The organism is Streptosporangium sp. LJ11 (assembly GCF_051918945.1).
Taxonomy (GTDB): domain Bacteria; phylum Actinomycetota; class Actinomycetes; order Streptosporangiales; family Streptosporangiaceae; genus Streptosporangium.
In genome coordinates this window covers 76,627-99,004 of the sequence record NZ_JBPXMB010000017.1, presented here as the reverse complement: position 1 = coordinate 99,004, position 22,378 = coordinate 76,627, and the positions used below count along the sequence as shown (strand labels likewise).

20 protein-coding genes are annotated in these 22,378 nt (G+C 69.8%); 14 read left to right on the top strand and 6 right to left on the bottom strand.

The features are described 5' to 3' along the window. Nucleotides 1–119 precede the first annotated feature (119 nt). Genes ACTOQ3_RS24815 through ACTOQ3_RS24805 form a run of 3 tightly spaced genes read right to left on the bottom strand, consistent with a single transcriptional unit; the run spans nucleotide 120 to nucleotide 3,428 of the window. A complete protein-coding gene (locus tag ACTOQ3_RS24815) occupies nucleotides 120–1,235 on the bottom strand; it encodes a tetratricopeptide repeat protein (protein WP_440085736.1) in 1,116 nt (371 codons plus the stop codon). A gap of 7 nt (nucleotides 1,236–1,242) precedes the next feature. Next, complete coding sequence (locus ACTOQ3_RS24810; protein WP_440085735.1) at nucleotides 1,243–2,532, bottom strand: FAD-binding oxidoreductase; 1,290 nt, start codon at nucleotides 2,530–2,532, stop codon at nucleotides 1,243–1,245. Next, nucleotides 2,529–3,428, bottom strand: a complete 900-nt coding sequence (locus tag ACTOQ3_RS24805; RefSeq protein WP_440085734.1) for an LLM class flavin-dependent oxidoreductase — start codon at nucleotides 3,426–3,428, stop codon at nucleotides 2,529–2,531. The genes ACTOQ3_RS24810 and ACTOQ3_RS24805 overlap by 4 nt, the downstream gene beginning before the upstream one ends. A 65-nt stretch (nucleotides 3,429–3,493) precedes the next feature. Between ACTOQ3_RS24805 and ACTOQ3_RS24800 the strand changes: the two genes are divergently transcribed. Further along, complete coding sequence (locus tag ACTOQ3_RS24800; protein WP_440085733.1) at nucleotides 3,494–3,847, top strand: winged helix-turn-helix transcriptional regulator; 354 nt, start codon at nucleotides 3,494–3,496, stop codon at nucleotides 3,845–3,847. A gap of 80 nt (nucleotides 3,848–3,927) precedes the next feature. Here ACTOQ3_RS24800 and ACTOQ3_RS24795 read toward each other — a convergent pair whose 3' ends face one another. Further along, nucleotides 3,928–4,659: a MarR family transcriptional regulator gene (locus tag ACTOQ3_RS24795; RefSeq protein WP_440085732.1), complete on the bottom strand. Its 732-nt coding sequence runs from the start codon at nucleotides 4,657–4,659 to the stop codon at nucleotides 3,928–3,930. 293 nt (nucleotides 4,660–4,952) lie between these two features. Here ACTOQ3_RS24795 and ACTOQ3_RS24790 point away from each other — a divergent pair, with 293 nt between their 5' ends. From ACTOQ3_RS24790 to ACTOQ3_RS24775, 4 genes are all read left to right on the top strand, one after another. Continuing rightward, nucleotides 4,953–6,077 carry a serine hydrolase domain-containing protein gene (locus tag ACTOQ3_RS24790; RefSeq protein ID WP_440085731.1) on the top strand — a complete coding sequence of 375 codons (1,125 nt, stop codon included), beginning with the start codon at nucleotides 4,953–4,955 and terminating at the stop codon, nucleotides 6,075–6,077. After that, nucleotides 6,077–6,481 (top strand): DUF1697 domain-containing protein, encoded by a 405-nt coding sequence (locus ACTOQ3_RS24785; RefSeq protein ID WP_440085730.1) that lies wholly within the window; start codon nucleotides 6,077–6,079, stop codon nucleotides 6,479–6,481. Before ACTOQ3_RS24790 ends, ACTOQ3_RS24785 begins: the two co-directional genes overlap by 1 nt. 521 nt (nucleotides 6,482–7,002) lie before the next feature. Further along, the gene (locus ACTOQ3_RS24780) at nucleotides 7,003–8,412 is read left to right on the top strand and encodes an endo-1,4-beta-xylanase (RefSeq protein ID WP_440085729.1); all 1,410 of its coding nucleotides are present in this window, start codon (nucleotides 7,003–7,005) and stop codon (nucleotides 8,410–8,412) included. 418 nt (nucleotides 8,413–8,830) lie between these two features. After that, a complete protein-coding gene (locus ACTOQ3_RS24775) occupies nucleotides 8,831–9,688 on the top strand; it encodes an SAM-dependent methyltransferase (RefSeq protein WP_440085728.1) in 858 nt (285 codons plus the stop codon). Between the two features lie 263 nt (nucleotides 9,689–9,951). Here the strand turns inward: ACTOQ3_RS24775 and ACTOQ3_RS24770 are convergent, their stop codons facing one another. Next, nucleotides 9,952–11,466, bottom strand: a complete 1,515-nt coding sequence (locus tag ACTOQ3_RS24770) for an endo-1,4-beta-xylanase (RefSeq protein ID WP_440085727.1) — start codon at nucleotides 11,464–11,466, stop codon at nucleotides 9,952–9,954. A 1,005-nt stretch (nucleotides 11,467–12,471) separates the two neighbouring features. Here ACTOQ3_RS24770 and ACTOQ3_RS24765 point away from each other — a divergent pair. From ACTOQ3_RS24765 to ACTOQ3_RS24730, 8 genes are all read left to right on the top strand, one after another. Continuing rightward, nucleotides 12,472–13,455: a BtrH N-terminal domain-containing protein gene (locus tag ACTOQ3_RS24765; protein ID WP_440085726.1), complete on the top strand. Its 984-nt coding sequence runs from the start codon at nucleotides 12,472–12,474 to the stop codon at nucleotides 13,453–13,455. A gap of 62 nt (nucleotides 13,456–13,517) precedes the next feature. After that, entirely contained in the window at nucleotides 13,518–14,183 is a 666-nt protein-coding gene (locus ACTOQ3_RS24760; protein WP_440085725.1) for a TetR/AcrR family transcriptional regulator, read from the top strand. After that, nucleotides 14,180–15,355, top strand: a complete 1,176-nt coding sequence (locus tag ACTOQ3_RS24755) for an acyltransferase family protein (RefSeq protein ID WP_440085724.1) — start codon at nucleotides 14,180–14,182, stop codon at nucleotides 15,353–15,355. The genes ACTOQ3_RS24760 and ACTOQ3_RS24755 overlap by 4 nt, the downstream gene beginning before the upstream one ends. A 100-nt stretch (nucleotides 15,356–15,455) precedes the next feature. Further along, nucleotides 15,456–16,283, top strand: a complete 828-nt coding sequence (locus tag ACTOQ3_RS24750; RefSeq protein ID WP_440085723.1) for a S1C family serine protease — start codon at nucleotides 15,456–15,458, stop codon at nucleotides 16,281–16,283. A gap of 29 nt (nucleotides 16,284–16,312) precedes the next feature. Further along, nucleotides 16,313–17,302, top strand: a complete 990-nt coding sequence (locus tag ACTOQ3_RS24745) for an AAA family ATPase (RefSeq protein WP_440085722.1) — start codon at nucleotides 16,313–16,315, stop codon at nucleotides 17,300–17,302. 6 nt (nucleotides 17,303–17,308) lie between these two features. After that, nucleotides 17,309–18,193 carry a DUF58 domain-containing protein gene (locus tag ACTOQ3_RS24740; RefSeq protein ID WP_440085721.1) on the top strand — a complete coding sequence of 295 codons (885 nt, stop codon included), beginning with the start codon at nucleotides 17,309–17,311 and terminating at the stop codon, nucleotides 18,191–18,193. A 52-nt stretch (nucleotides 18,194–18,245) separates the two neighbouring features. Continuing rightward, complete coding sequence (locus ACTOQ3_RS24735; RefSeq protein WP_440085720.1) at nucleotides 18,246–19,196, top strand: vWA domain-containing protein; 951 nt, start codon at nucleotides 18,246–18,248, stop codon at nucleotides 19,194–19,196. Continuing rightward, complete coding sequence (locus ACTOQ3_RS24730) at nucleotides 19,197–20,255, top strand: VWA domain-containing protein (RefSeq protein ID WP_440085719.1); 1,059 nt, start codon at nucleotides 19,197–19,199, stop codon at nucleotides 20,253–20,255. 28 nt (nucleotides 20,256–20,283) lie between these two features. Here the strand turns inward: ACTOQ3_RS24730 and ACTOQ3_RS24725 are convergent, their stop codons facing one another. Beyond that, nucleotides 20,284–21,357, bottom strand: a complete 1,074-nt coding sequence (locus ACTOQ3_RS24725) for a saccharopine dehydrogenase family protein (RefSeq protein ID WP_440085718.1) — start codon at nucleotides 21,355–21,357, stop codon at nucleotides 20,284–20,286. A 72-nt stretch (nucleotides 21,358–21,429) separates the two neighbouring features. Here ACTOQ3_RS24725 and ACTOQ3_RS24720 point away from each other — a divergent pair, with 72 nt between their 5' ends. Continuing rightward, nucleotides 21,430–22,377: a helix-turn-helix domain-containing protein gene (locus ACTOQ3_RS24720; RefSeq protein WP_440085717.1), complete on the top strand. Its 948-nt coding sequence runs from the start codon at nucleotides 21,430–21,432 to the stop codon at nucleotides 22,375–22,377. Nucleotide 22,378: the final 1 nt, after the last annotated feature.

Below are 22,378 nucleotides of genomic sequence, written 5' to 3'. Positions count from 1 at the left end.
ACGAAACCAGGGATCACCGCACGCCGGACGGCGCACGGACGGCCGGCAGGTCTTCGGGCTCACGGGCACCGCGCTCACTCCTACTGACCGTCGCTTCCCAGATGCCACGCACCCAGGGCCTACCGGTGCTCCCACTTGCGTGTCTCCGGATTCCACCGAAGCGCACCAGGAGGGCCGCTGAGGTCTACATCACGCAGCGCGGCCAACGCTTCGTCCGTCGCGTCGGTACGCATGTGCAGGCGCAGGTGAGAGCCGGGATCATTGACCACGATCAACGTGCTCTCAGCAGGTTCGCCGTTCCTGGCAAGCTTGCGGGCCAGCTTGCGCAGCTTGCCACGGACCCCGTCGTAGGCGCCGTCAGCCAGTCGGCCGATCAGTGCCTCCACGAACGGGACCAGTGCACAGGTCGTCACGACAGTGGCGACGGTCGTCACCCACTCCTGTTCCTCGGGGCCCTCGAATCTGCGCCGCCGGATCCTGTCCCGCATCTCGGCGGCCTCACCAGGCTCACCATGACGTTCGAGGAACGCGGCGAAGCGCTCGCTGTCGCCCTCGCCCTCGAGCGTCGACCTGGCCTCGGCCACGCGGCCCTGCCGCTCGAGAAACTCGACCAGCGGCCTGATGAATCGGGCCTCACGATAGAGCCGCTCAGCTCCCGCCAGGTCGCCGTCGCGCTCCCGCACCCCGCCGAAATACGCCGCCGCCGCCCCTGATCCGAGGTCGAACGCGTCACGCATCCACCGGTCGGCCGCCTCCCGCGAACCCTCCTCCGACAGCGTCATGGCAAGCTCATAGAGCTCATGGCCTGGATCATCGGCCTGCAGGCATACCTCCCACGCCTCGTCGTCGGCGCCGCGCCGCGCCAGGAGAAGTGCGAGCTTCGGACTCAGCGACCAGTCGAAGCCGCTTTCCGTGGCACGGCGCAGCCAGTGCTCCGCCTCAGCCCACCGCTCCTGCTCGTAGTAGCCGAGCGCAAGCAGTGAGAACGCGGTGCGGTCACCGGCCTCCGCGGCACGGAGATAGAGCCGCTCCTGCTCGGCGGGATCGTGACGGCCCTGCCACGCACCGAGCATGCGCATGGCGTCGGTGGAACCGGCCTCCACCGCCCGCCGCACCCACGCGGCGCCCTCTTCGGCTCGCGGACCGTGGCGCAGCGCGAGCCACAGGTCGATCATCGCCTTCGGGTCGTCGGCTTCGGCCTGTACGCGCAATGTCTCCTCATCGGCTGACCCCATGAGACCATCATTGTCGCGAATCGCTCGTCGCGGGTGGGCTTTGTGACGCGCCCGCCGACCGCGCCGGGGTAGACGCGCGCGAACGCCCGGCGGCCCGGACGGCTCTCGAATCCCACATACGCGCCCTCGACACGCAAGGCGAGGCCGCGCCAGGCCGCGTCGAGTGCCTCGGCGCCCCCGGGCGGAACATGTTGCCGATGAGAAGGGCACCGTGGCGCCGGTGCGTGAAGGCGGTGGCGTCGGGCGGCACGTCGCTCACCGCTCCGCCCATGGAGCGCAGCTGGATCAGGGGGCGGTGCGGCCCCGCCGCGGCCCGCGTGATCGCCGCCCCGTCCTCGTCGGTCACGGTGGGAAGGAACCCGCTGGTCGTGATGACGGGCTGCTGACCGACGTTCGCGTGTAGGTGCGCCGTGGAGACCAGGGCCGGGTACGGGATGACCTGCGCGCTCCGATCCAGCAGGTTGAGGCCGATGCCGAGCAGCGGTTCCACGGCCGCCCGTATGCGGCGGGAGCTTTCCGAGGCGACCACGGCGGTGATCGAGAAGGCGAGTGAATTCCCGTACGGCATCAGCATGGTCGCGGTGGTGAGCTCCCTTGGAGCCGAGGCCATGAGGTCGGCCCACTGCCGCAGCGTGCGGCCGTCGCGGTCGACCTTCACGACGATCTGCGCGTACCCGACGTTGCGCAGTTCCATCGCCTCGATCTCGAACGCCACGAGAATGCCGGCCCCGGCGCCGGCGCCCCGGACCGCCCAGAACAGGTCCGGCTCGTTGTGCTCGTCGGCCCGCACGACCCTTCCGTCCGCCAGCACCATCTCGACGGCGCGGATGTGGTCGATGGTCAGGCCGTACTGTCGCACCATCCAGCCGATGCCGCCGCCGGTGGCCAGGCCGCCGACGCCGACGTTGCCGTGGTCGCCCGAACTGACCGCCAGCCCGTACGGCGCGAGGGCCGCCGCGACCTGCGCCCAGCGGGCCCCGGCCTGGACACGGACCATCTTGGTGCGCCGGTCGAGCACCTCGATGCCGTTCATGGCCGACAGGTCGATGACGAGGCCGCCGTCGTTGGAGGCGCGTCCGGAAAGACCGTGCCCCCCGCTTCGCACGGCAAGGGGCAGGCCCTGCTCGCGGACGAAGCGGAGCGCGGCGACCACCTCCTCGGTGGTCTCGGGCACCAGGACGGCCGCCGGCCAGGAGACCTTGGCGTACGTCGACCTGAGCATGCCGTACCGGCGGTCCCCCGGAGTGACGATCTTGTCGCGCAGCTCGCGGGGAAGCGTGGAGAGGTCCGGTTTCATCGCCGTCCCCTGATCACGCTCACGCGCTCGCGCACGGCGGGGACGACCTCGGCGGCGAACACGTCGAGCTGCGCCCGGGCCTGGGTCAGCGGCCAGAACACGAACGTGTCGAAGCCGAGCTCGACCGCCCACTCGGTGAGCGTGTCGACCCACACCTCCGCCTCGCCGACCAGGCCCTGCCCACTCCGGAAGGGGCCGATCGCGCCGATGACGTTGTAGACCCGGCGGACCGACCGGGGATCGCGCCCAGCCTCCTGGGCCGCCTCGTCGATGATCTGCTGCCGGGCCGGCACCGTGTCCGGAGGCACGTAAATGTTGAGGGGGGAGATCCAGCCGTCGCTGTGGCGTCCGGTGACGGCGAGCATGCGGCGTCCCTGGCTGCCGAGCCAGACCGGGACCGGCGCCGGGGGGACCGGCCCTGCGAGGTATCCGCCGATCTTGTTCTGGTCACCGTGGAAGCTCACCGCACCGCCCGCCAGCGCCCGGTGCATGATCTGCAAGGCCTCCTCGGTGAAGGAGACCATCTCAGGGCCGTTCCTGCGCACGCCGCCCATCGAGGCGATGCCGTCGGCGGTCGCGCCGCCGCCGACGCCGAGGACGAACCTGCCCTCGGTGAGCGTGCTGAGCGAGGCGGCGGCCTTGGCCAGGATGGTCGGCGGGCGCAGCTGCACATCGGCGACGTCGGTGAAGAAGGAGATGCGTTCGGTCACCGCGGACAGGTGGCTGACCAGCGTCCAGGTGTCGAGGTGGCCCGGCTGGTAGGGATGGTCCTGGACGGCCAGGTAATCCAGTTCGGCGTCGGCCGCGGCGCGGGCGAGCGATCTGGTCTCGGCGAGCCGGTCGAGACCGGGATCGAGGCTCAGTCCGAAGGTTATGGGGTGTCCGTAATCGGTCATGCGTCAATCTTCCGGGGGCCCTCCTCACCTTGGCAATTTGCTCATTAGCTACTAACTTTGGGTAAGTGGTTAATCAAGCGCCGTCGAGGCATCTGGATATCGATGAGGCCGGCTGCCGGACCTTCCCGGAAGCACTCGAACTGGTCGGCCGCCGGTGGACGGGGGCGATCCTGCTCGCCGCGCTACGGGGCGCCCGCCGGTTCGGCGAATACCGGACGACGGTGGTCGGGATCTCCGACCGGCTGCTCTCCCAGCGGCTCAAGGAACTCGAGGCGGACGGGTTCATCGACCGCACGGTCATCCCGAGCACGCCGGTGCAGATCCTCTACACGTTGTCGCCGGACGGCGAGGAACTCATGTCCGTCCTGCAGCCGCTGGTGGACTGGGGCGCCCGCCGCCAGGCGAAGAGCCACAGGTAGCCCAGGTAGGACGGCGTGGACCACGTCGGGCCGTACCCCTGGACGGCGAGGACATCGCGGTCGTGAGCGGTGGCACCCCACTAACGGTCTGTCGTTCGCCTCGCGGCATAGGCCTGCCGCCACTGCTCGGCCGCCTGGGTCATGTGGCGACCGACGTGTTCGAAGAACTCCCCCACGTCCTGCAGCCGGGTGCCGGCGGGTGTGGTGGCGCCGAGGGTCCGGGCTCCTCGGCGGGCGAAATCCGCCAGCATGGTGTTCTGCCTGGCGCTGGCCAGCCAGCCGCGGAACCAGGCGTCGTCGTCGATGACGTACCGGTCACGCCGCCGGCGGGGGTCGCGTTCCCGCCGGATCAGCTCCTGCTGTTCGAGTTCGCCGATGGCCTTGGAGATGGAGGCGGGACTGACCCGGAGGCGCCGGACGAGCTCGGCGGCGGTGAGGCTGCCGCTGTCGGTGAGGTACAGGCAGGTGAGCACCCGGGCGGTCATACGCGGTAGCCCCGTCCCGATCACCATCGCGGTGAACTGTTCCTCCAGGTCGCGGACCGCCTCGGGGTCGCGCCCGTGTGCGTCGGTGGCTGCCGGTGGCGCCGAGGCCGGGGCCGGGGCCGGCTTGCGCCGGCGAGCACGACCTTCGGTCGCCTGGTGTGCCCGGTCGGCCTGGTAGCCGCCGGTTCCGCCATTGCGGATCACCTCCCGGCTGATGGTCGAGATCGGCCGGCCCAGGCGGCCGGCGATCTCGGTGTAGGTGAGTCCTTCGGCCAGCCCTTCGGCGATGTGCCGGCGGTCCTGGTACGTCAGCCTGCCTCCCGGCATCGGGTGCTCGCCTCCTGTCGCTCTGTCGTCCCAGCTCGTTCGACGCGCCCGCGGGGCGGATGGACAGTATTGCGTTCGCGAGCATCTCATTGCAAGAAGCGATGACCACATTTGCATTCAATCACAGACTCATTGCAAATGATATCGCTCTTACCTGCCTAAATGTAGAAAATTGGGAGTTAAGTTTGACATTTTCATGAATGCAAATTAGCTTTTTCCACGTGCCGAACAAGCACTATCGCGAGTGGGACGGTCAGTTTCGCGCTGATGTCCCGCGTCTGGAAGGAGCCGACATGACCGAACCCCTCCCCGCTACGGCAGGGCCGCCCATCGCCGCGTCGGCGGCGTCTGCTCCCGGCCATGCCGAGGTGCGGCGTGCTCTTGATCACGCCGTGGCCGGCGGCGCTCCCGGCATCATCGCCGAGATCCACGACGGCAGCGGCAAGTGGTTCGGCTCGGCGGGCGTGGCCGACACCGAGACCGGCCGCGAGCGCCGGCAGCACGAGCAGTTCCGCATCGGGAGCGCCACCAAGGCGTTCACGGCCACCGTGGTCCTGGAACTGGTGGCCGAACGCAGGCTGAGCCTCGACGACACGGTGGACAGGTGGCTGCCCGGCCTGGTCGAGGGCAACGGCTACGACGGCCGTGAGATCACCGTCCGGCAGTTGCTCAACCACACCAGCGGGATCTTCAACTACGGAAACGACAAGGAGTTCTTCGCCAAGGGACAGGGAGCCGCATGGTTCGAGTACCGCCACGACACCTACACCCCCGGGCAACTGGTGAAGGTCGCCCTGGCCAACCCGCCCTACTTCGAGCCGGGCAGGGGCTTCGGTTACTCCAACACCAACTACTTCCTGGCCGCGATGATCGTCGAAAAGTCCACGGGCAGGACGTACAGCGAGGAGCTCACCCGGCGGATCCTCCGTCCGCTGGGGTTGGCCGGGACATACCTTCCGGGCGGCGAGGCGAAGATCCGCGGGTCGCACCCCGTGCATTACTCCACGCTGTTCTCCCCCGACGCCAACCCCAAGATCTACGACGCGACCGAGATGAACCAGTCCTTCGCCTGGGCGGCCGGCGGCATCGTCTCGACCACCTCCGATCTCGACCGGTTCTTCGGCGCGCTGCTGGGCGGACGCCTGCTGCCGCCCGCCCAGCAGCGGGAGATGTTCACCACCGTCGCGACCCGGAACTGGATTCCCGACACCCGGTACGGCCTCGGCGTCTTCTCGCAGAAGCTGTCATGCGGCGTCACGGTCTGGGGCAACGCCGGCGCGACCTACGGTTCGTGGACGTACGCCATGGGGTCCCGTGACGGCGAGCACATGGTCATCAGCCAGGTCAACGGGGACTGGAGCGGCCTGAGCGTCTTCAACGACGTGCTCGCGGCGGAGTTCTGCCCAGCCGAGTCCTGATGCGTTGCGGTGGCGCGCTCGCGGCGCAGCTGGAGCAGGCCATCGAGGAGCGCTTCGGCTTCGGCGTCGATGTCCTGGTGCGTGATCACGCGTATCTGAAGGCGGTGGCCGACGCCTGCCCGTTTCCCGCGGCTTCGCTCGAGGGCAGGCAACTGCACGTCACGTACTTCTCCGAGCCGGTCACCGCGTCGCGCTTGGCATCCCTCGACGCGGCGAGCCACCTCCCCGAAGAGTTCCGGCTCGGCGACCGTGCGCTCTACCTCTACACCCCGGATGGCCTGGGCCGCTCCAAGCTCGCGGAAGCCCTGGCGAAATTCGCGCCTGCCGATGGTGCCATCGCCACCACCCGCAACTGGAACACCGTCACCAAGCTGATAGAGCTGACTCGGGCCCATCCCGCCTGACTGTCGCCGTGAAGGGCGGGCCGTCATCGTCGACGCCCGCCGCGACCTCGCCGCCGAAGGCCGGCGCGGAGGCCGCACCGTCGGCGTTCGCCGACCAGGAGGATCGCGACATGGTGAACCGGGTCCCGGGAGACGTCGAGCATGGCTCGACGGGCGGCCGCGTGGAGTTTCCGATCGAGGAGCTCGTAGTGACGCCTACGGCAGATCGTTGAGGAAGCAGGAGTGAAAGTTTCAGGCCATCCGGCCGCCGAGAGACACGGCTGCCGGGGCCGAATGTCCACCTCCACCAAGGCGTACACGGTCGGAAAGGAGCCGAGAACCATCAGGGGCTCTTGACGGCTTTCGGCGCCCTTTCCACACTGAGTCCCTCGGAACGGTTCTCTCGACTCGGCGGTGGTACGCGACGGAGGATCACCTTCTTCGACGTCTGGTGGTGTGCGTCCTTCTGACCGGACGCGGCGTCGTGCACGCGGACGCTCCGCGCCTTCTCGCATCGTCGGTCCGGCTATGGAGGCTCAAGCATGAGCTCGCGCGCCTTTCCCCCCTCTCGCACCCGCGGACGTCTCAGTGACCTGCGACGCGCGCTGCTGGCCACAGCGGCCGGAGTTCTCGGCCTGGTCTCCGCGCAGACGATGCCGCTGCCGGCCGATGCGGCCGCGTCCACGCTGGCCGCGGCGGCGCAGCAGAGCGGGCGCTACTTCGGCACCGCGATCAGCGCCGGCAAGCTCGGCGACTCGGCGTACACGACCATCGCGAACCGCGAGTTCGACATGATCACGGCCGAGAACGAGATGAAGATCGACGCCACCGAGCCCCAGCGAGGCCGGTTCACCTTCACCAGCGGTGACCGGATCTACGACTGGGCGGTGCAGAACGGCAAGCGGGTGCGCGGCCACACCCTGCTCTGGCACCCCGGCCAGCCGGCCTGGATGCAGTCGCTGTCTGGTGGCAGCCTGCGCCAGGCGATGATCGACCACATCAACGGCGTGATGGACCACTACAAGGGCAAGATCTACGCCTGGGACGTGGTCAACGAGGCCTTCGCCGACGGCAACTCCGGCGGCCGGCGCGACTCCAACCTGCAGCGCACCGGCAACGACTGGATCGAGGTCGCCTTCCGCACCGCGCGCGCCGCCGACCCGGCCGCCAAGCTCTGCTACAACGACTACAACATCGACAACTGGAGCTGGGCCAAGACCCAGGGCGTCTACAACATGGTCCGCGACTTCAAACAGCGCGGCGTGCCCATCGACTGCGTCGGCCTGCAAGCCCACTTCAACAGCGGCAGCCCCTACAACAGCAACTTCCGCACCACCATCTCCAGCTTCGCCGCCCTCGGCGTGGACGTGCAGATCACCGAGCTGGACATCCAGGGCGCCTCCCCCACCACCTATGCCGCGGTGACCAACGACTGCCTGGCCGTCCCGCGCTGCACCGGCATCACCGTGTGGGGCGTGCGCGACCAGGACTCCTGGCGCTCGGGCGACACCCCGCTGCTGTTCAGCGGCAGCACCAAGAAGCCGGCCTACACCGCCGTGCTGAACGCCCTCAACGCCGCCGCCCCGAGCCCCACTCCCACAGCGACTCCCACGCTGACACCGAAATCCACACCGACCCCGCGGACCGGCCAGTGCTCGGCGACGACGCAGACGAACAGCACCTGGCCCGGTGGCTTCCAGACGACGGTGACCGTCCGCGCGGACAGCTCGCCGGTCAACGGGTGGACGGTGCGGTGGACCTGGCCCGGCGGGCAGAGCATCAGCAGCCTGTGGAGCGGCCGGCACACCGTGTCCGGCTCCAGCGTGAGCGTCCGCAACGCCGCGTACAACGGCTCCATCGCGGCGGGTCGGTCGACCACCTTCGGCTTCACCGCCAACGGCACCGCGGTTGTCCCGTCGGTCACCTGCGACGGAAGCGGAACGACGGGATGAACCTCGGCCTCTCCTGGCGTGACACCTGATCGGCCAGCGGTCGGTGCTCGACCTCTTCGATCACACGCCTGCATCGGGGACACAGATGATGTTAACGCTAACGGATCAAGTGCGCGCTCGGATGAAGCACTCCCCCGCACTCATGCGATCAGCATCCCCTCGAAATGCCCGACGGATGATGGAACGATTCAATCAGACCATGAGGAGCGGCACGCTTTGGGCATTTGATGTAGTTATGGGCTGTATGCGACATAAGCAAGTCCGTCGAGCCGCCTTCATCCGCAAGTCATGATCATTGACGTCGTCCATCAGGTGATTCCTGTAAGCGGCGAACCGATTGATAACAGGCTAGAGTTGGACGACGTCGCGTTCCGTATCGACGGCCGCGTCAATACAGGCACGTCTTCAAGGAGCACCAATGGTCGATTCCGTTAACCGATCAAATGCGCGGTCAGCCGACGCCAGTGCGCCCGGCGCGCGAATCGACCCGACGATCCCTCATCCGGCACGCATATACGACTACCTCTTGGGGGGCAAAGACCATTTCGCCGCCGACCGCGAGGCGGCGGAACAACTTGCCGAACTTTCACCTGGCACGCGGGAAGGGGTGCGCGCCCATCGGGCATTTCTCGGCCGAGCCGTACGTCATCTCGCCGAGAACGCCGGAATCACCCAGTTCCTGGACATCGGCACCGGCATCCCCACCCAGGGGAACACCCACGAGATCGCTCAACAGGTCAATCCAGCAGCTCGCGTGGCGTATGTGGACAACGATCCCATCGTCCTGGTTCACGGGCGTGCCCTGCTGGCGAGCAGCGAAGAGGGCATGACCACGGTGATCGAGGCCGATCTACGGGATCCGGATCGGATCCTGTCGCATCCGGAGGTCACCAAAGTCATCGACTTCACCCGGCCGGTGGCGCTCATCATGGCCGGCGTCCTGCACTTCATCACCGATGAAGAAAAACCCTACGAGTTGGTCGAGCGATACAAAGCGGCCGTCCCCTCGGGCAGCCGGCTGCTGTTGTCGCACATCACGCTCGACTTCGCACCGCAGGTTCCCAAAGAGAGATTCACCAAGCCCTATGACAAGGGTTCCGCGCCAATGGTTCCGCGAAGTCATGCGGAGGTGACGAAATTCTTCCAGGACTGGACGATGGTGCCTCCCGGGCTCGTCGAAGTGGTCACCTGGCGGCCGGACGAGAACGAATACCAAGAATCGATTCCCGGCGGCGGTCACGCCTGGGCCTACGGTGGCGTGGCCGTAAAGCCGTAAGGCTTCGCGGGCGGCCATGTCGAATGGCCGCCCGCGCATCCACCCGCGTCGCCATCCGCCGGCGGTCGTCTCGGACGTCTTCTGCCGCAGGGTCGTCGGTCGAGCGACAGCCGGGCACATGCGCACCGAACCGGTCACCGACGCGGACCGTGGCGCACAGCGCACGGGCCTGACCACGCGGACCGCGGCGCCCGGCGCACAGGCCTGATGGCCGGGGTCGCCGTAGCGACCCCGGCCATCAGGCCGTCATGGATGGTGCGGTGTCAGGACTGCCCGGCGAAGGTCCACCTCTGGTTGTTGCCGCCGTGGCAGGTGTAGAGCTGGGTCAGGGTGCCGTTGGCGGTGCCGTTGCCGGCGGCGTCCAGGCACAGTCCGGACTGCACGCCGGTGATGGTGCCGTTGGTGTTCAGGCGCCACTTCTGGTTGTTGCCGCCGTGGCAGGCGTAGATCTGGGCCTTGACGCCGTTGGCGGTGCCGGCGGCGTCCAGGCACTTGTTGCCGTAGACCCGCAGCTCCTGCGCTGAGGTGTAGGTCCACTGCTGGTTGGGGTTGGTGTGACAGTCCCACAGCTGGACCTGGGTGCCGTCAGTGGTGCTGGAGTTGGGCACGTCCACACAGCGGCCGGAGGCTACGCCCTTGATCTGCCCGTTCCCGGAGGGCACCGTCGGGGTGACGGTGGGTGTGGGGGTCGGGTCCGGGTCGGGGTTGGGGTCGGCGGCGTTGAGGGCGTTCAGGACCGAGGTGTAGGCCGGCTTCTTGTTGCCCGAGGTGTCGAACAGCAGGGGGCTGGTGTTGGCGCCGAGCCAGGAGTCGCTGTCGCGCACGCCCCACACGGTGATGCCGGTGCAGCGCGGGACGGCCAGGCAGTCGTTGGTCACCGCGGCGTAGGTCTGGGCGGAGCCGCCCTGGATGTCCAGCTCGGTGATCTGCACGTCCACGCCGAGGGCGGCGAAGCTGGAGATGGTGGTGCGGTAGTTGCTGTTGTAGGCGCTTTGGCTGTTGAAGTGCGACTGCAGGCCGACGCAGTCGATGGGCACGCCGCGCTGTTTGAAGTCGCGGACCATGTTGTAGACGCCCTGGGTCTTGGCCCAGCTCCAGTTGTCGATGTTGTAGTCGTTGTAGCAGAGCTTGGCGGCCGGGTCGGCGGCGCGCGCGGTGCGGAAGGCGACCTCGATCCAGTCGTTGCCGGTGCGCTGCAGGTTGGAGTCGCGCCGGCCGCCGGAGTTGCCGTCGGCGAAGGCCTCGTTGACCACGTCCCAGGCGTAGATCTTGCCCTTGTAGTGGTTCATCACGCCGTTGATGTGGTTGATCATCGCCTGGCGCAGCGCGTTGCCCGACATGGCCTCCATCCAGCCCGGCTGCTGGGAGTGCCAGGCCAGCGTGTGGCCGCGCACCCGCTTGCCGTTCTGCACGGCCCAGTTGTAGACCCGGTCACCGCTGGAGAAGTTGAACTGGTTCTGGTTGGGCTCGGTGGCGTTGATCTTCATCTCGTTCTCGGCGGTGATCATGTCGAACTCGCGGTTCGCGATGGTCGTGTACTGCGAGTCGCCGAGCTTGCCGGCGCTGATCGCGGTGCCGAAGTAGCGCCCGCTCTGCTGGGCCGCCGCGCCGAGCGTGGTGGCCGCGGCACCGGCAGAAGCGGCACCGGCGGAGACCGGGCCGGTCACCGCCGTGAGCGTGCCGAGCACGAGAGTGCCGAGGGCGCCGGCGACCAGGGCCCGGCGAAGGCCGCCGAGAGGTCGCCGGGTACGGGGCGGGGGTATGGCGTTCGTGCCCATGTCTGAGCCTCCATAACTGCGTCACGGGTGAAGGGGAATGCGGGGATGTCCCCCGTGGACTCGACACCGCGCCCGCCCTCGGGCGCACACCACCAAGGCATCAAGGACGCGGCTCCCCGCCGAACCGTGTGGCAGAGGGGGCCGCCTCGGAGACTCAGTGTGGAAACACGTCCGAAACTTGTCAAGGCTTAAGCGAAACTTTCGGTTAACACATTCGCTCCCGGCGCCGAATTGCGTGGAGGGGAGCGGAATTGGCATCCCGAAAATTTCGCCATGGCCCCGTTCCAGGCCAAGGCCTGTATGAACGTTTCATCATGGGGCCTCATCAGCCGGATGAGCCATCGCGATAAGACCAGGTGAATCCACGATCAGCTCCGTGCCACCGATGTGAAGACGTCTCCGGTCCTTGACAGGGGCTTCACCGCTCGTGTGTGATCCCCACCACCACCACCTCCATCCACTCAACGGAGAGGGGCCCGGCCAAGCGGACATCTGATGTGAGTGCTGACAAGCGTGGCGTCCCGCAGCCGTGACTGTCCTGATCACAAGAGAGCGACTCCACTGTCGACGATGTCCGAATCTTGGTTCGGGCACATATCCCGTGCTCTCCCCGCGGCGGGGCCGACGGCCTGGTGATCATGGTGAATGCCGGTTTCGGAATCGCTCGCAGTCTTCTTTCCCATCTGCCGCACGGTCCGACCGGTCCTCAACAGGTTCAGGACCTTCCGGCGGAATTCAGGGGAATGTCTCCTTCCCATGCCGTCCCATGCCGTCCCATGCCGTCCCATGCCGCTCTCCTCTCAACGAGTGGCACAGGGATCCAGGAACCCGCCTCCACGAAAGCCGGGGTCCATCGAGTGCGAGTCCGGTCTCGGCTGGACTCTCCCACTGTGGGAGGCCTCATGCTGCTCCCGGCGGTCCCCAGCGGTTGACCCTGAAGGTGTTCAGGGGTGGGGACGGTGTGACCGTTCGCCGCGTCGGCATGAGGCATGAGGAGAGCGACGCATGACCATCGTGAAGGACATCGAGGCCCGCGGCATGCGTCACTGCGAGACGACGGCGCTGGGAGTGCTGTTGCGGCACGAGGGACTTGATCTGTCCGAGCCCATGCTGTTCGGGCTGGGCGCGGGCCTGTCCTTCATCTACTGGGACAGCAAGGGCATGGCGTTCCCCTTTCTCGGAGGCCGTGTCAAGCCTTTCGACCTCACCAGGAACCTGACCGCCAGGCTGGGGCTGACGTTGACGGCCAAGGAGACCACCTCACCGCGCAAGGCGTGGGAGAACGTGACCGCCCCCATCGACGCCGGTCGGCCGGTCGGTCTTCAACTCGACTGCTACCACCTGGACTATTTCCACTCCAAGGTGCACTTCGGCGGCCATGTCGTCGCCATGTACGGCTACGACGAGCACGACGCCTACCTGGTGGACACCGACCAGCAGGGAGGAGCCGTGCGCACCAGCCGGGCCGGCCTCGCCACGGCGCGCGCCGAACGCGGCCCGATGACCGCCAGGAACCGGTCCTTCACCGTCACCCTGCCTGCTCACCCGCCCTCCTGGCAGGACCAGATCATCCCCGCCATCAGAGACTGCGCCGACGCCTTCCTCGCCGCTCCCATCGCGAACCTGGGCCACCGCGGCATCGAGAAAGCCGGCAAGAAGGTGCCCGGATGGCTGCTGCGCGCCGGCGAGCCGCGGCGGGACCTGCCGCAGGCCGCTCTCCTCATGGAGAAGGGCGGCACCGGCGGCGCCCTGTTTCGCGCCCTCTACCGTGACTTCCTCGGCGAGTGCGCCCGGCTGATCGACGACGGCGACCTCCGTACCGGTCACCGGCTGTACGCCGAGGCCGCCGTCCTGTGGACGGACGTGTCCACTCTGATCGAGAAAGCCGGAGAGAGCGGCGACGCGGGGTACCTCGAGCAGGCCGGCGTCATCCTCCACGATCTTTCGCGCATCGAGAGGGACGCCATGCGGGTGCTGCGTCGGCTGTAGCTCAAAGGAATCCCGGACCGCGGTGAGTTGCGGCTCCTGACCGTGCGTACTATTTTTTGACCATGCGGCCAGAAAACAAGCCGAGCGACCAGAAGCAGTCGTCGTTCATTCAGGAGGCCCGGCGCGCGCAGATCATCGAGAGCGCCATCGAGACCTTCACGGAGCTGGGCTACGCCAACACCTCTCTGGCGCACATCGCCGAGCGCGCCGGCATCAGCAAGGGCGTGATCTCGTACCACTTCGCTGGTAAGACCGAGCTGATGGAGCAGATCGTCGAGCAGGTCTACCGCGACATCGCCCAGTTCGTCGTACCGCGGACGGAGAGGGAGACCACGGCGGCCCGCGCGCTGCGGGCGAACATCCGCGCGGTCGCCGAGTACATGCGGGGTCACCGCTCCCAGCTGCTCGCCCTCGGAGAGATCTTCAACAATTTCCGCGCCCCCGACGGCAGGAAGCGCTACGGCGTCGCCTTCAACGAGCCGATCTACCGGGACCGGGAGACGTTGTTCCGCCTCGGCCAGCAGAACGGCGAGTTCCGCTCCTTCGACCCCCGCGTGATGTCCGTCACCGTGCAGGCCGCGATCGACGCCATGTTCGCCTACTGGGTGACCCATCCCGACCACGACCTGGAAGCGCACGCGGACGAGCTGGCGGACCTGTTCGAGCACGCCGCCCGGGCCGACCCCCCTGGACAAGCCGACCCCCCCGAAGAAACGGCGAACCGATGACACAGCCCGTCAACCGGCCGACCGCGCAGGCCACGCCCTCCACCCCCTCCCCGCGCTCCCCGAGGCTTCTCCATGTCGACAACCTGCGCACCGCCCTGATGGCACTCGTGGTGATCCACCACTCCGTGATCGCCTACAGCAACGTCCCGCGCTGGTACTACACGGAACCGCCGTCCGACCCCTCGGGAACGCTCCTGGACCTCGTGATCGTGCTCAACCAGGCGTTCTTCATGGGCGCCTTCTTCCTCATCTCCGCGCTCTTCGTGCCCGGCTCCTACGACCGCAAGGGGACCGGGCGGTTCCTGAGGGAGCGGCTGCTGCGCCTGGGGGTCCCGCTGCTGCTCTGGCTGCTGGTGCTCCGCCCCCTGGCGACCGCCGGCAGATACGCCGCCGCGAGAGACGCCGCCCTCCAGCAGGGGACCGAGCTGCCCTACTGGCAGTTCTATCTGCGCTCGTTCACCCCCGGGCCGATGTGGTTCGTGGAGGTGCTGCTGGTGTTCAGCGCGCTCTACGTCCTCTGGCGGCAGCTGGCCGTCAGGGACCGGCACGCGTCCGAACCGGCTCCGGCCACGGGCCGGGCGCCCGGTGCCGCCACGATCGCCGGGTTCACCGTCGGGCTGGCCCTGGTGACCTACCTGTGGCGCATCGTGGTGCCGATGGATGTCTCGATCCTGGGACTGCCCACCCCCGCCTACCTGCCGCAGTACGTGGCGCTGTTCACCGTCGGGCTGATCGCGGCCCGGCGCGGCCGGCTGGAGGGCCTGTCCAGAACGGCCGGCCGGGTCGGGTTCGCCGTCGCGGCCGTCGCCGCGGTCGCGCTCCTCCTCGTCCTGATCTCCGCCGGAGAGGCGATCCTGGGCGGGGGGACCCTGCCGTCCCTGATAGCGGCGACCTGCGAGTCCGCGCTCGCCGTCGGCGTCATCCTCGGCCTTCTGGTGCTGTTCCGGGAGCGCTTCGGCCACCAGGGACGCCGCCGCCGGTTCCTGTCGGCGCACGCCTACACCGTCTACGTCATCCACCCGGTCGTGCTGGTCGCCCTGGGCCACGCCCTTCGCGACGTGCAGGCGCCCGCGGTCGCGAAGGGCGCGCTGCTCGCCGTCCTCGCGCTGCCGCTGTGCTGGGCGACGGCGTACCTGGTACGCGCCCTGCCGGGCGCCAGGAAAGTGCTCTAGACCGTATCCGTGCCGCGCGCGGGGCTGCGGGGATCGGTTCTCAGGGAGTTTTCAGGCGGAGTTTGTAGCACTTTCAACTGAAATTTATGAGTATGGGGCGATGGAGCGCGTGCCGCACGAGGCCGATGCGGCCGGGGCTCGGGGAGCCGTGGCCGGCAGGGTTCGGCGGTCCGTCGTCGGGGGCGGTGCACTCGTCGTCGTGGCGCTGCTCGCGTACTGGCTGGGAAGCGGCGGCGGGAGCGGTGAGGAGGCCGCGCCCGGGCCGAGCGCGACGCCGACGCCCGGTGCGACGCTCACGGTGCCCGACGTCTTCAAGAGGGTCGGGCCGTCGGTGGTGGTCGTCCAGGCCGGGAAGTCGCTCGGAACCGGGGTGATCGCGGCCGAGGACGGGACGATTCTCACGGCGCACCACGTCGTCCAGGGCACCTCGGGCAAAGGCGCGAACAAGGATGCCGAGGACGTCACCGTGACGTTCGCCGACGGCACCAGGACGAAGGCCGCTGTCGCGTCGTCGAATCCCAAGCTCGACGTCGCGACCCTCAAGCCGGCGAAGCTGCCGGAGATCGTCGTCCCTGCGACGCTCGGCGGCGCCGCGACCGTGGGCGCGCCCGTCGTGGCGATCGGCAATCCGCTGGGCCTGACCTACAGCGTCTCCACCGGCGTCGTGTCGGGCCTGAACCGGACCGCCGACCGGACCGCCAAGGACGGCGGCCTGAACGGGCTCATCCAGTTCGACGCCTCCGCGAACCCTGGCAGCTCCGGGGGTCCCCTCCTGGACGCTCGCGGCCTGGTCATCGGGATCGTCGTCTCGATCGCCGACCCGGGAGGCGACGAGGCGTTCGCCGGCATCGCGTTCGCGGTGCCGATCGGTGCGGCCCTGGGCGGCGGCGAGGGCGACGGGCCGCCGGGCGACGGGCCCCAGATCTGACCGAAGCGTCACGAGGAGAGAAGCAGCACATGACCTCGACCAAGTCCTCCGAGTCGGCCCATCCGCTCGAACATGTGCTGTTCGAGGTCAAACGCACGATCGTCGGGCAGGACGTCCTGCTGGAGCGCATGGCCGTCGCGTTGGTCGCCGACGGCCACCTGCTCGTCGAGGGCGTGCCGGGCCTGGCCAAGACGCTCGCGGTGAGGTCGCTGGCCGCCGCGATCGCCGGGAGTTTCCAGCGCGTCCAGTTCACCCCCGACCTGGTGCCGGCCGACCTCGTGGGCACGCGGGTCTACCACCAGCACTCCGGGGAGTTCAGAACCGAGCTCGGCCCGGTGTTCGCGAACCTGCTGCTGGCCGACGAGATCAACCGCGCTCCCGCCAAGGTGCAGAGCGCCCTGCTGGAGGTGATGCAGGAGCACCAGGTGACGATCGGCCGTGAGACGTTCCGGGTGCCCGAGCCGTTCCTGGTCATGGCGACGGAGAACCCGATCGAGTCGGAGGGCACCTACCCGCTGCCCGAGGCGCAGGTCGACCGTTTCATGATGAAGGTGGTCGTCGACTATCCGACGCAGGCCGAGGAGCAGGCGATCGTCAGGCGAGCGCTGCGCCCGCCCGAACCCCCGCAGCCGATGGTGACGGCCGAGGACCTGATCGCGATGCGGGCCCGCGCCCGGCAGGTGTACGTCGATCCGGCGATCGTCGACTACGCGGTACGGCTGGTCTCCGTGACGCGTTCCCCCGCGACGGCCGGGCTCGGCGAGCTGGAACGGTATGTCACCTACGGGGCGAGCCCGCGGGCGTCCATCGCGCTCGTCACGGGCGCCCGGGCGCTGGCGTTCCTGCGCGGCCGCGACTACGTCCTGCCGCACGACCTGTCCGAGCTCGCGCTCGACGTGCTGCGCCACCGCCTCGTGCTGTCCTACGAGGCCCTCGCGGACGACGTCGACGCCGACACGATCGTCACCAGGGTGCTCGGGGCCGTCCGGGCGCCCGACGTCGTCCTGCAGAATCGCTGAACCGCCATGGCCACCGCCTCCGAGAGGCTCCTGCTCCGCCTGGAGTGGAAGGTCGTCCGCAGGCTCGACGGCCGGCTCCAGGGCGCCCACCGCACCGCGCACCGCGGCTCCGGGATCGACTTCACCGGGTTACGCGCCTACGGCGACGGCGACGACGCCCGGCACATCGACTGGAACGTGACCGCACGGCTGGACGAGCCGCACCTGCGCGTGTTCACCGAGGACCGCGAGCTGACGGTGTGGCTCGTCCTCGACCGGTCGGCGTCGATGGCGGCCGGCCGGCCGGGGCGCGGCAAGCACGACGTGCTCGCCGAGCTCGCGCTCGTCCTTGCCCGGCTGTTCGGCCGGGGCGGCAACCGCGTCGGCGCCCTGCTGTTCGACACCGGGACGCCGCGCGTCGTGCCGCCCGGCACCTCCCGGCGGCACGCGCTGCGGATCGGCGCCGAGCTGGAACGCACCTCCACGGCGCGCGGCGGCGCCACCACCGACCTGGCGGAGATGCTCGACGCGGCCGGACGGCTCGCGCGCCGCCGCGCGCTCGTCGTCGTGCTGTCGGACTTCATCGGCGACGGCGACTGGGAGCGCTCACTCCAGCGCCTGGCCCGGCGGCACGAGGTGGTCGCCCTGCGGATCGTGGACACGGCCGACGACGTGCTGCCCGAAGCCGGGCTGATCGTGGTCGAGGACGCCGAGACCGGCGAGCAGCTCGTCGTCGACTCCGCCGACCCGCTGTTGCGGGTCCGCCTCCGCGCCGCCGTCGACGCCCGCGACGCCCGGTTGGAGGCGGGCATGCGCCGGGCCGGGGTGCCCGTCCACCGCGTCGACACCGACCGCGATCTGGCCGAGGCGCTCGTCGAGGTCGTCGCCCGAACCGGAAACCGGTCGCCGTGACCGGGCTCGTCGAGGTCGTCAACGGACACCCGAGACCGGCGAAGGAGGCCTCATGACCCTGTCCTCCTGGCTGCCGGCGGTCGTCGGACTGCTCGTCACGGCGGCGCTCGCCTGGGCGGCCGTCGTCTCGGCGCGCCGCCGGACGGCCGCCCTCGCCGCGGCCGGGGTCGCCGTGCCGGGTGGCCACCGGGCGTACCTCGGAACCGGCCTGACGATCGCCGGCGTCGGGGTGCTCGCGATCGCCGCCGCCGGACCGGCGGCCATGGTGCCGGTCCCGCGGGCCGCGGGCACCGTCATCCTCGCCGTCGACGTCTCCAACAGCATGGGTGCCGACGACGTCGCCCCCACCCGGCTGGCGGCCGCGCAGCGGGCGGCCCGCGCGTTCGTGGCGGCGCAGCCCGACAGCGTCGACATCGGAGTCGTCGCGTTCGAGCGGGGTGCGCTCACCACCGCACGGCCCGACGCCGACCACTCCGTCGCGCTCAAGGCCATCGACCGGCTGAAGATCACCGGCGGCACCTCGCTGGGGACGGCCATCACGGCCTCCCTGTCGGCGATCACCGGCAGGCAGGTGGCCGTCGGCCGCGACGGCACCGCGCCCGACATCGGCTACTGGCCGTCCGCGACGATCGTGATGTTCTCCGACGGCCAGAACCAGGGCGCGGACGTCGAACGGGCCGCCACCGTGGCCCAGCGGGCGGGCGTCCACGTCCACACCGTCGGGGTCGGCACCACGGCCGGGGCGACGGTGAAGGTCGACGGCTACCACCTGCAGACCTCGCTCGACGAGGACACCCTCACCTCGATCGCGCGGACCACCGGCGGCGCCTACCACCCCGCCTCCGACACCGCGCGGCTCGACGGGATCGCCGACACGATCGACCTGCGGCTCACCGTCTCCGACGAGCCGCTGCCCCTCGCCGGCGGGCTGATCGGGCTCGCCCTCGCGCTGCTCACCGCGGGCGCGGCGCTCAACGTGCTCCGGTCTGGACGGGTGATCTGAATGTCGTTCTCATGGCCGTGGGCGCTGCTGTCCATCCTGGTCATCCCGCTGATCCTCGCCATCCGCGAGTGGGCGCGGCGCCGCCGCCGGCGGGCCGCCGTGCGCGTCACCTCGATCGCGCTCGTACGCGGCGCCCTGCCCGGCCGTACGCGCTGGACGCGGAAGATCCCCGCGGCACTGTTCGTGGCCGGACTCGCGCTGCTCGCGGTCGGGGCCGCGCGGCCGCAGGCGTCGGTCCCGGTGCCGCAGACGTCGGTGACGATCCTGCTCGCGCTCGACACCTCCGGCTCCATGTGCTCCACGGACGTCGACCCCAACCGCATCACCGCCGCGAGGAAAGCCGCCGCCGAGTTCATCGAGTCGCAGCGGGGCGGGCCGCGCATCGGCCTGGTCACCTTCGCGGGCAGCGCGGGTCTGCTCGTCCCGCCCACCGACGACACCGACTCGCTGATCGAGGCGCTGGACGGCCTCACCGTGTCCCGCGGCACCGCGATCGGGCAGGCCATGCTCACCTCGATCGACGCGATCGCGGAGGTCGACCCGTCGGTCGCCTCCACCGGGGCGAACCCCGGCGGCGGCGGGCCGGGTTACGCCGGTGCCGCGATCATCGTGCTCACCGACGGCGCCAACACCCAGGGCGTCGACCCGCAGATCGCCGCCCAGGAGGCGGCCCTGCGCCGCGTCCGCGTCTTCCCCATCGGCTTCGGCACCACGAACCCGGCCCCGATGGTCTGCGACAACTCACAGTTCGACGGCCGCGGCTACGGCGGCTGGGGCGGCGGCTCCGGCGGCCGCGGCGGATTCGACAGGGGCCGCAACCCCCGCGTCATCGACGAGCCCGCGCTCAAGCGGATAGCCCAAACCACCGGCGGCTCCTACCACCGCGCCGAGAACGCCGGCCAGCTCCAGAGCGCCCTCGACGCCCTCCCCCGCAGCTTCACCGTCGTCCACCAGCGGGTCGACACGGCCGCCGCCTTCGCCGCCGGCGGCGCCGTCCTCGTCACCGCGGCCCTGTCCCTCTCCCTGTGGTGGAACCGCCCCCGGACCCCGGCCCGCTGACGTACCCGTGGCCGGCACGGGTCGCCGGTCAGCCGCGGGTGTCGAGCGAGACGTGCAACGAGAGGTGCGAGGACAGGGCGCGGAGGAAGTCCGGGGCGTCGAAGACCGCGCCCGCGGAGGCGACGCCGGTGGTCCTGGTCCGGCCGGTGAGGATGCGGTCGACGGCCTCCACCGCGAGCGGCGCGCTGACGGCGTAGATGTCCTGACCGGCGGCGGCCACGCGGCGTTCCGCGCCGCCGGAGCGGACGAGGACGTCGACGACGAAGGTCTGCGCGGAGCGGCCGCGCTCGTCGACGGCGGCCGGTGCCGGGGCACCGGGAGCGGACAGGTCCGCGGCCGCCTTGGCGGTCATGTAGGTGCGCACCTCCGGGACGGCCAGGTGGCTGGGAACGGTGACGACGTCGGCCATGGTGAACTCTCCGATGACGCTCTGGGGGCCGAGCGGAGCCGGGAAGGGCCACTCCAGGGTCGGCAGGGCGTCATCGTGGTACTCCAGCCGTCCGCCGGTGAAGCGAACACGGCGGCCACCCCGTCGCCGACTCGAGACCACGCCCGCAGCGAGCGTTCCACCGGTGGGGTGCCAGCTGCTCAGGCCGTAGGCGATGTGCGCCTCGTCCGCCGCCGTCCAGTCGCCCATCGCGGTGGTGACCAGGAGGTCGCCGAGGCCGCCGTAGAAGGCCATCGCCGGGACCACCACGGTGCCCGCGGCGCGGGTGCGCTCCGCGAAGTGCGCGAACGTGTCGACGTTCGCCTCGATCTCGGCCGCCACGTCGACATACGGGATGCCGGCGCGCAGCGCCGCCTCGACCAGCGGCGCGGCGGTCGAGGCGAAGGGCCCGGCGCAGTTGATCACGGCGGCCGCGCCGTTCAGCGCGCGGTCGAGCGAGGCCGGGTCGTCGGCCGACGCCTGCCGCGCCTCAAGCCCGGGGTGGGCCTCCGCCAGCGCCGCCAGCTTGTCCCGGTCGCGGCCGAGGAGCAGCGGGACGTGTCCGCGCTCGCACGACTCCGCGACCACGAACCGCCCGGTGTGCCCGTAGGCGCCGAACACCGCCACGATCGAACCCGATCCCATGTCTGCTCCCACGTGCTCGAAGTGCTTCATCGGGTAGATCCTGTCTTCGCCGGCCCACCGGTGCCCAGTGTCCGGAACGACACGACCCGTACAATTTCCGACATGAGTTCTTTCCCGCGCTCCGTCGCGGTCGCCGCCACCGACGGGATGCTGCACTTCGAGCTGGCCCTGGCCTGCGAGGTCTTCGGCTCCGCCCCTGACGCCGTGCCAGGCCCCTGGTACGACGTCAGGGTGTGCGGCACGCACGCCGTCCGGGTCGGCCGGTTCCTGATGGAGCCGGACCACGGGTTCGACTGGCTGGCGCGCGCCGGCACCGTGATCGTCCCCGCCCTGGCGGACGTCGACGAGGAACCGCCGGCCGAGCTGGTCGAGGCGGTGCGCGCGGCTCACGAGTCGGGCGCGCGGGTGGTCTCCCTGTGCACGGGCGTGTTCGTGCTCGCCGCCGCGGGCCTGTTGGACGGGCTGCGCGCGACCACGCACTGGGCTCACACCGAGGAACTGGCCGCGCGCCATCCCCGGGTGGAGGTCGACCCGGACGTGCTCTACGTCGACAACGGCAGCGTGCTCACCTCCGCGGGCAAGGCCGCGGCGATGGACCTGTGCCTGCATCTGGTCCGCCGCGACCACGGCTCGGCGATCGCCAACGTGGTCGCCCGCCGCCTGGTCGTGCCGCCCCACCGGGCCGGCGGCCAGGCCCAGTTCGTCACCACGCCGGTGCCCGCCCAGGACGGCCACCCCCTGGCCGAGCTGCTCACCTGGGCGATGCGGCGGCTGGACCAGCCGCTCACCGTGGAAGACCTGGCTCGTCAGGCGAACATGAGCTCGCGCCACCTGGCCCGCCACTTCCGCTCGGTGGCCGGCACCACCCCGCTGCAGTGGCTGTTGACGCAGCGGATCCGCCGCGCGCAGGAACTGCTGGAGACCACGGACGACAGCGTCGACACCATCGCCTCGGCCGCGGGCATGGGCACGGCGACGACGCTGCGCCGCCATTTCCACCGCACGGTCGGCGTGCCGCCGGACGCCTACCGCCGCACGTTCCGGCCGTGAG

Bases quoted from the DNA above. Each gene is read 5' to 3' on its own strand.
- ACTOQ3_RS24815 (WP_440085736.1), bottom strand. From the start codon at position 1,235: ATGGGGTCAGCCGATGAGGAGACATTGCGCGTACAGGCCGAAGCCGAC.
- ACTOQ3_RS24810 (WP_440085735.1), bottom strand. From the start codon at position 2,532: ATGAAACCGGACCTCTCCACGCTTCCCCGCGAGCTGCGCGACAAGATC.
- ACTOQ3_RS24805 (WP_440085734.1), bottom strand. From the start codon at position 3,428: ATGACCGATTACGGACACCCCATAACCTTCGGACTGAGCCTCGATCCC.
- ACTOQ3_RS24795 (WP_440085732.1), bottom strand. From the start codon at position 4,659: ATGCCGGGAGGCAGGCTGACGTACCAGGACCGCCGGCACATCGCCGAA.
- ACTOQ3_RS24790 (WP_440085731.1), top strand. From the start codon at position 4,953: ATGACCGAACCCCTCCCCGCTACGGCAGGGCCGCCCATCGCCGCGTCG.
- ACTOQ3_RS24785 (WP_440085730.1), top strand. From the start codon at position 6,077: ATGCGTTGCGGTGGCGCGCTCGCGGCGCAGCTGGAGCAGGCCATCGAG.
- ACTOQ3_RS24780 (WP_440085729.1), top strand. From the start codon at position 7,003: ATGAGCTCGCGCGCCTTTCCCCCCTCTCGCACCCGCGGACGTCTCAGT.
- ACTOQ3_RS24775 (WP_440085728.1), top strand. From the start codon at position 8,831: ATGGTCGATTCCGTTAACCGATCAAATGCGCGGTCAGCCGACGCCAGT.
- ACTOQ3_RS24770 (WP_440085727.1), bottom strand. From the start codon at position 11,466: ATGGGCACGAACGCCATACCCCCGCCCCGTACCCGGCGACCTCTCGGC.
- ACTOQ3_RS24765 (WP_440085726.1), top strand. From the start codon at position 12,472: ATGACCATCGTGAAGGACATCGAGGCCCGCGGCATGCGTCACTGCGAG.
- ACTOQ3_RS24760 (WP_440085725.1), top strand. From the start codon at position 13,518: ATGCGGCCAGAAAACAAGCCGAGCGACCAGAAGCAGTCGTCGTTCATT.
- ACTOQ3_RS24755 (WP_440085724.1), top strand. From the start codon at position 14,180: ATGACACAGCCCGTCAACCGGCCGACCGCGCAGGCCACGCCCTCCACC.
- ACTOQ3_RS24750 (WP_440085723.1), top strand. From the start codon at position 15,456: ATGGAGCGCGTGCCGCACGAGGCCGATGCGGCCGGGGCTCGGGGAGCC.
- ACTOQ3_RS24745 (WP_440085722.1), top strand. From the start codon at position 16,313: ATGACCTCGACCAAGTCCTCCGAGTCGGCCCATCCGCTCGAACATGTG.
- ACTOQ3_RS24740 (WP_440085721.1), top strand. From the start codon at position 17,309: ATGGCCACCGCCTCCGAGAGGCTCCTGCTCCGCCTGGAGTGGAAGGTC.
- ACTOQ3_RS24735 (WP_440085720.1), top strand. From the start codon at position 18,246: ATGACCCTGTCCTCCTGGCTGCCGGCGGTCGTCGGACTGCTCGTCACG.
- ACTOQ3_RS24730 (WP_440085719.1), top strand. From the start codon at position 19,197: ATGTCGTTCTCATGGCCGTGGGCGCTGCTGTCCATCCTGGTCATCCCG.
- ACTOQ3_RS24725 (WP_440085718.1), bottom strand. From the start codon at position 21,357: ATGAAGCACTTCGAGCACGTGGGAGCAGACATGGGATCGGGTTCGATC.
- ACTOQ3_RS24720 (WP_440085717.1), top strand. From the start codon at position 21,430: ATGAGTTCTTTCCCGCGCTCCGTCGCGGTCGCCGCCACCGACGGGATG.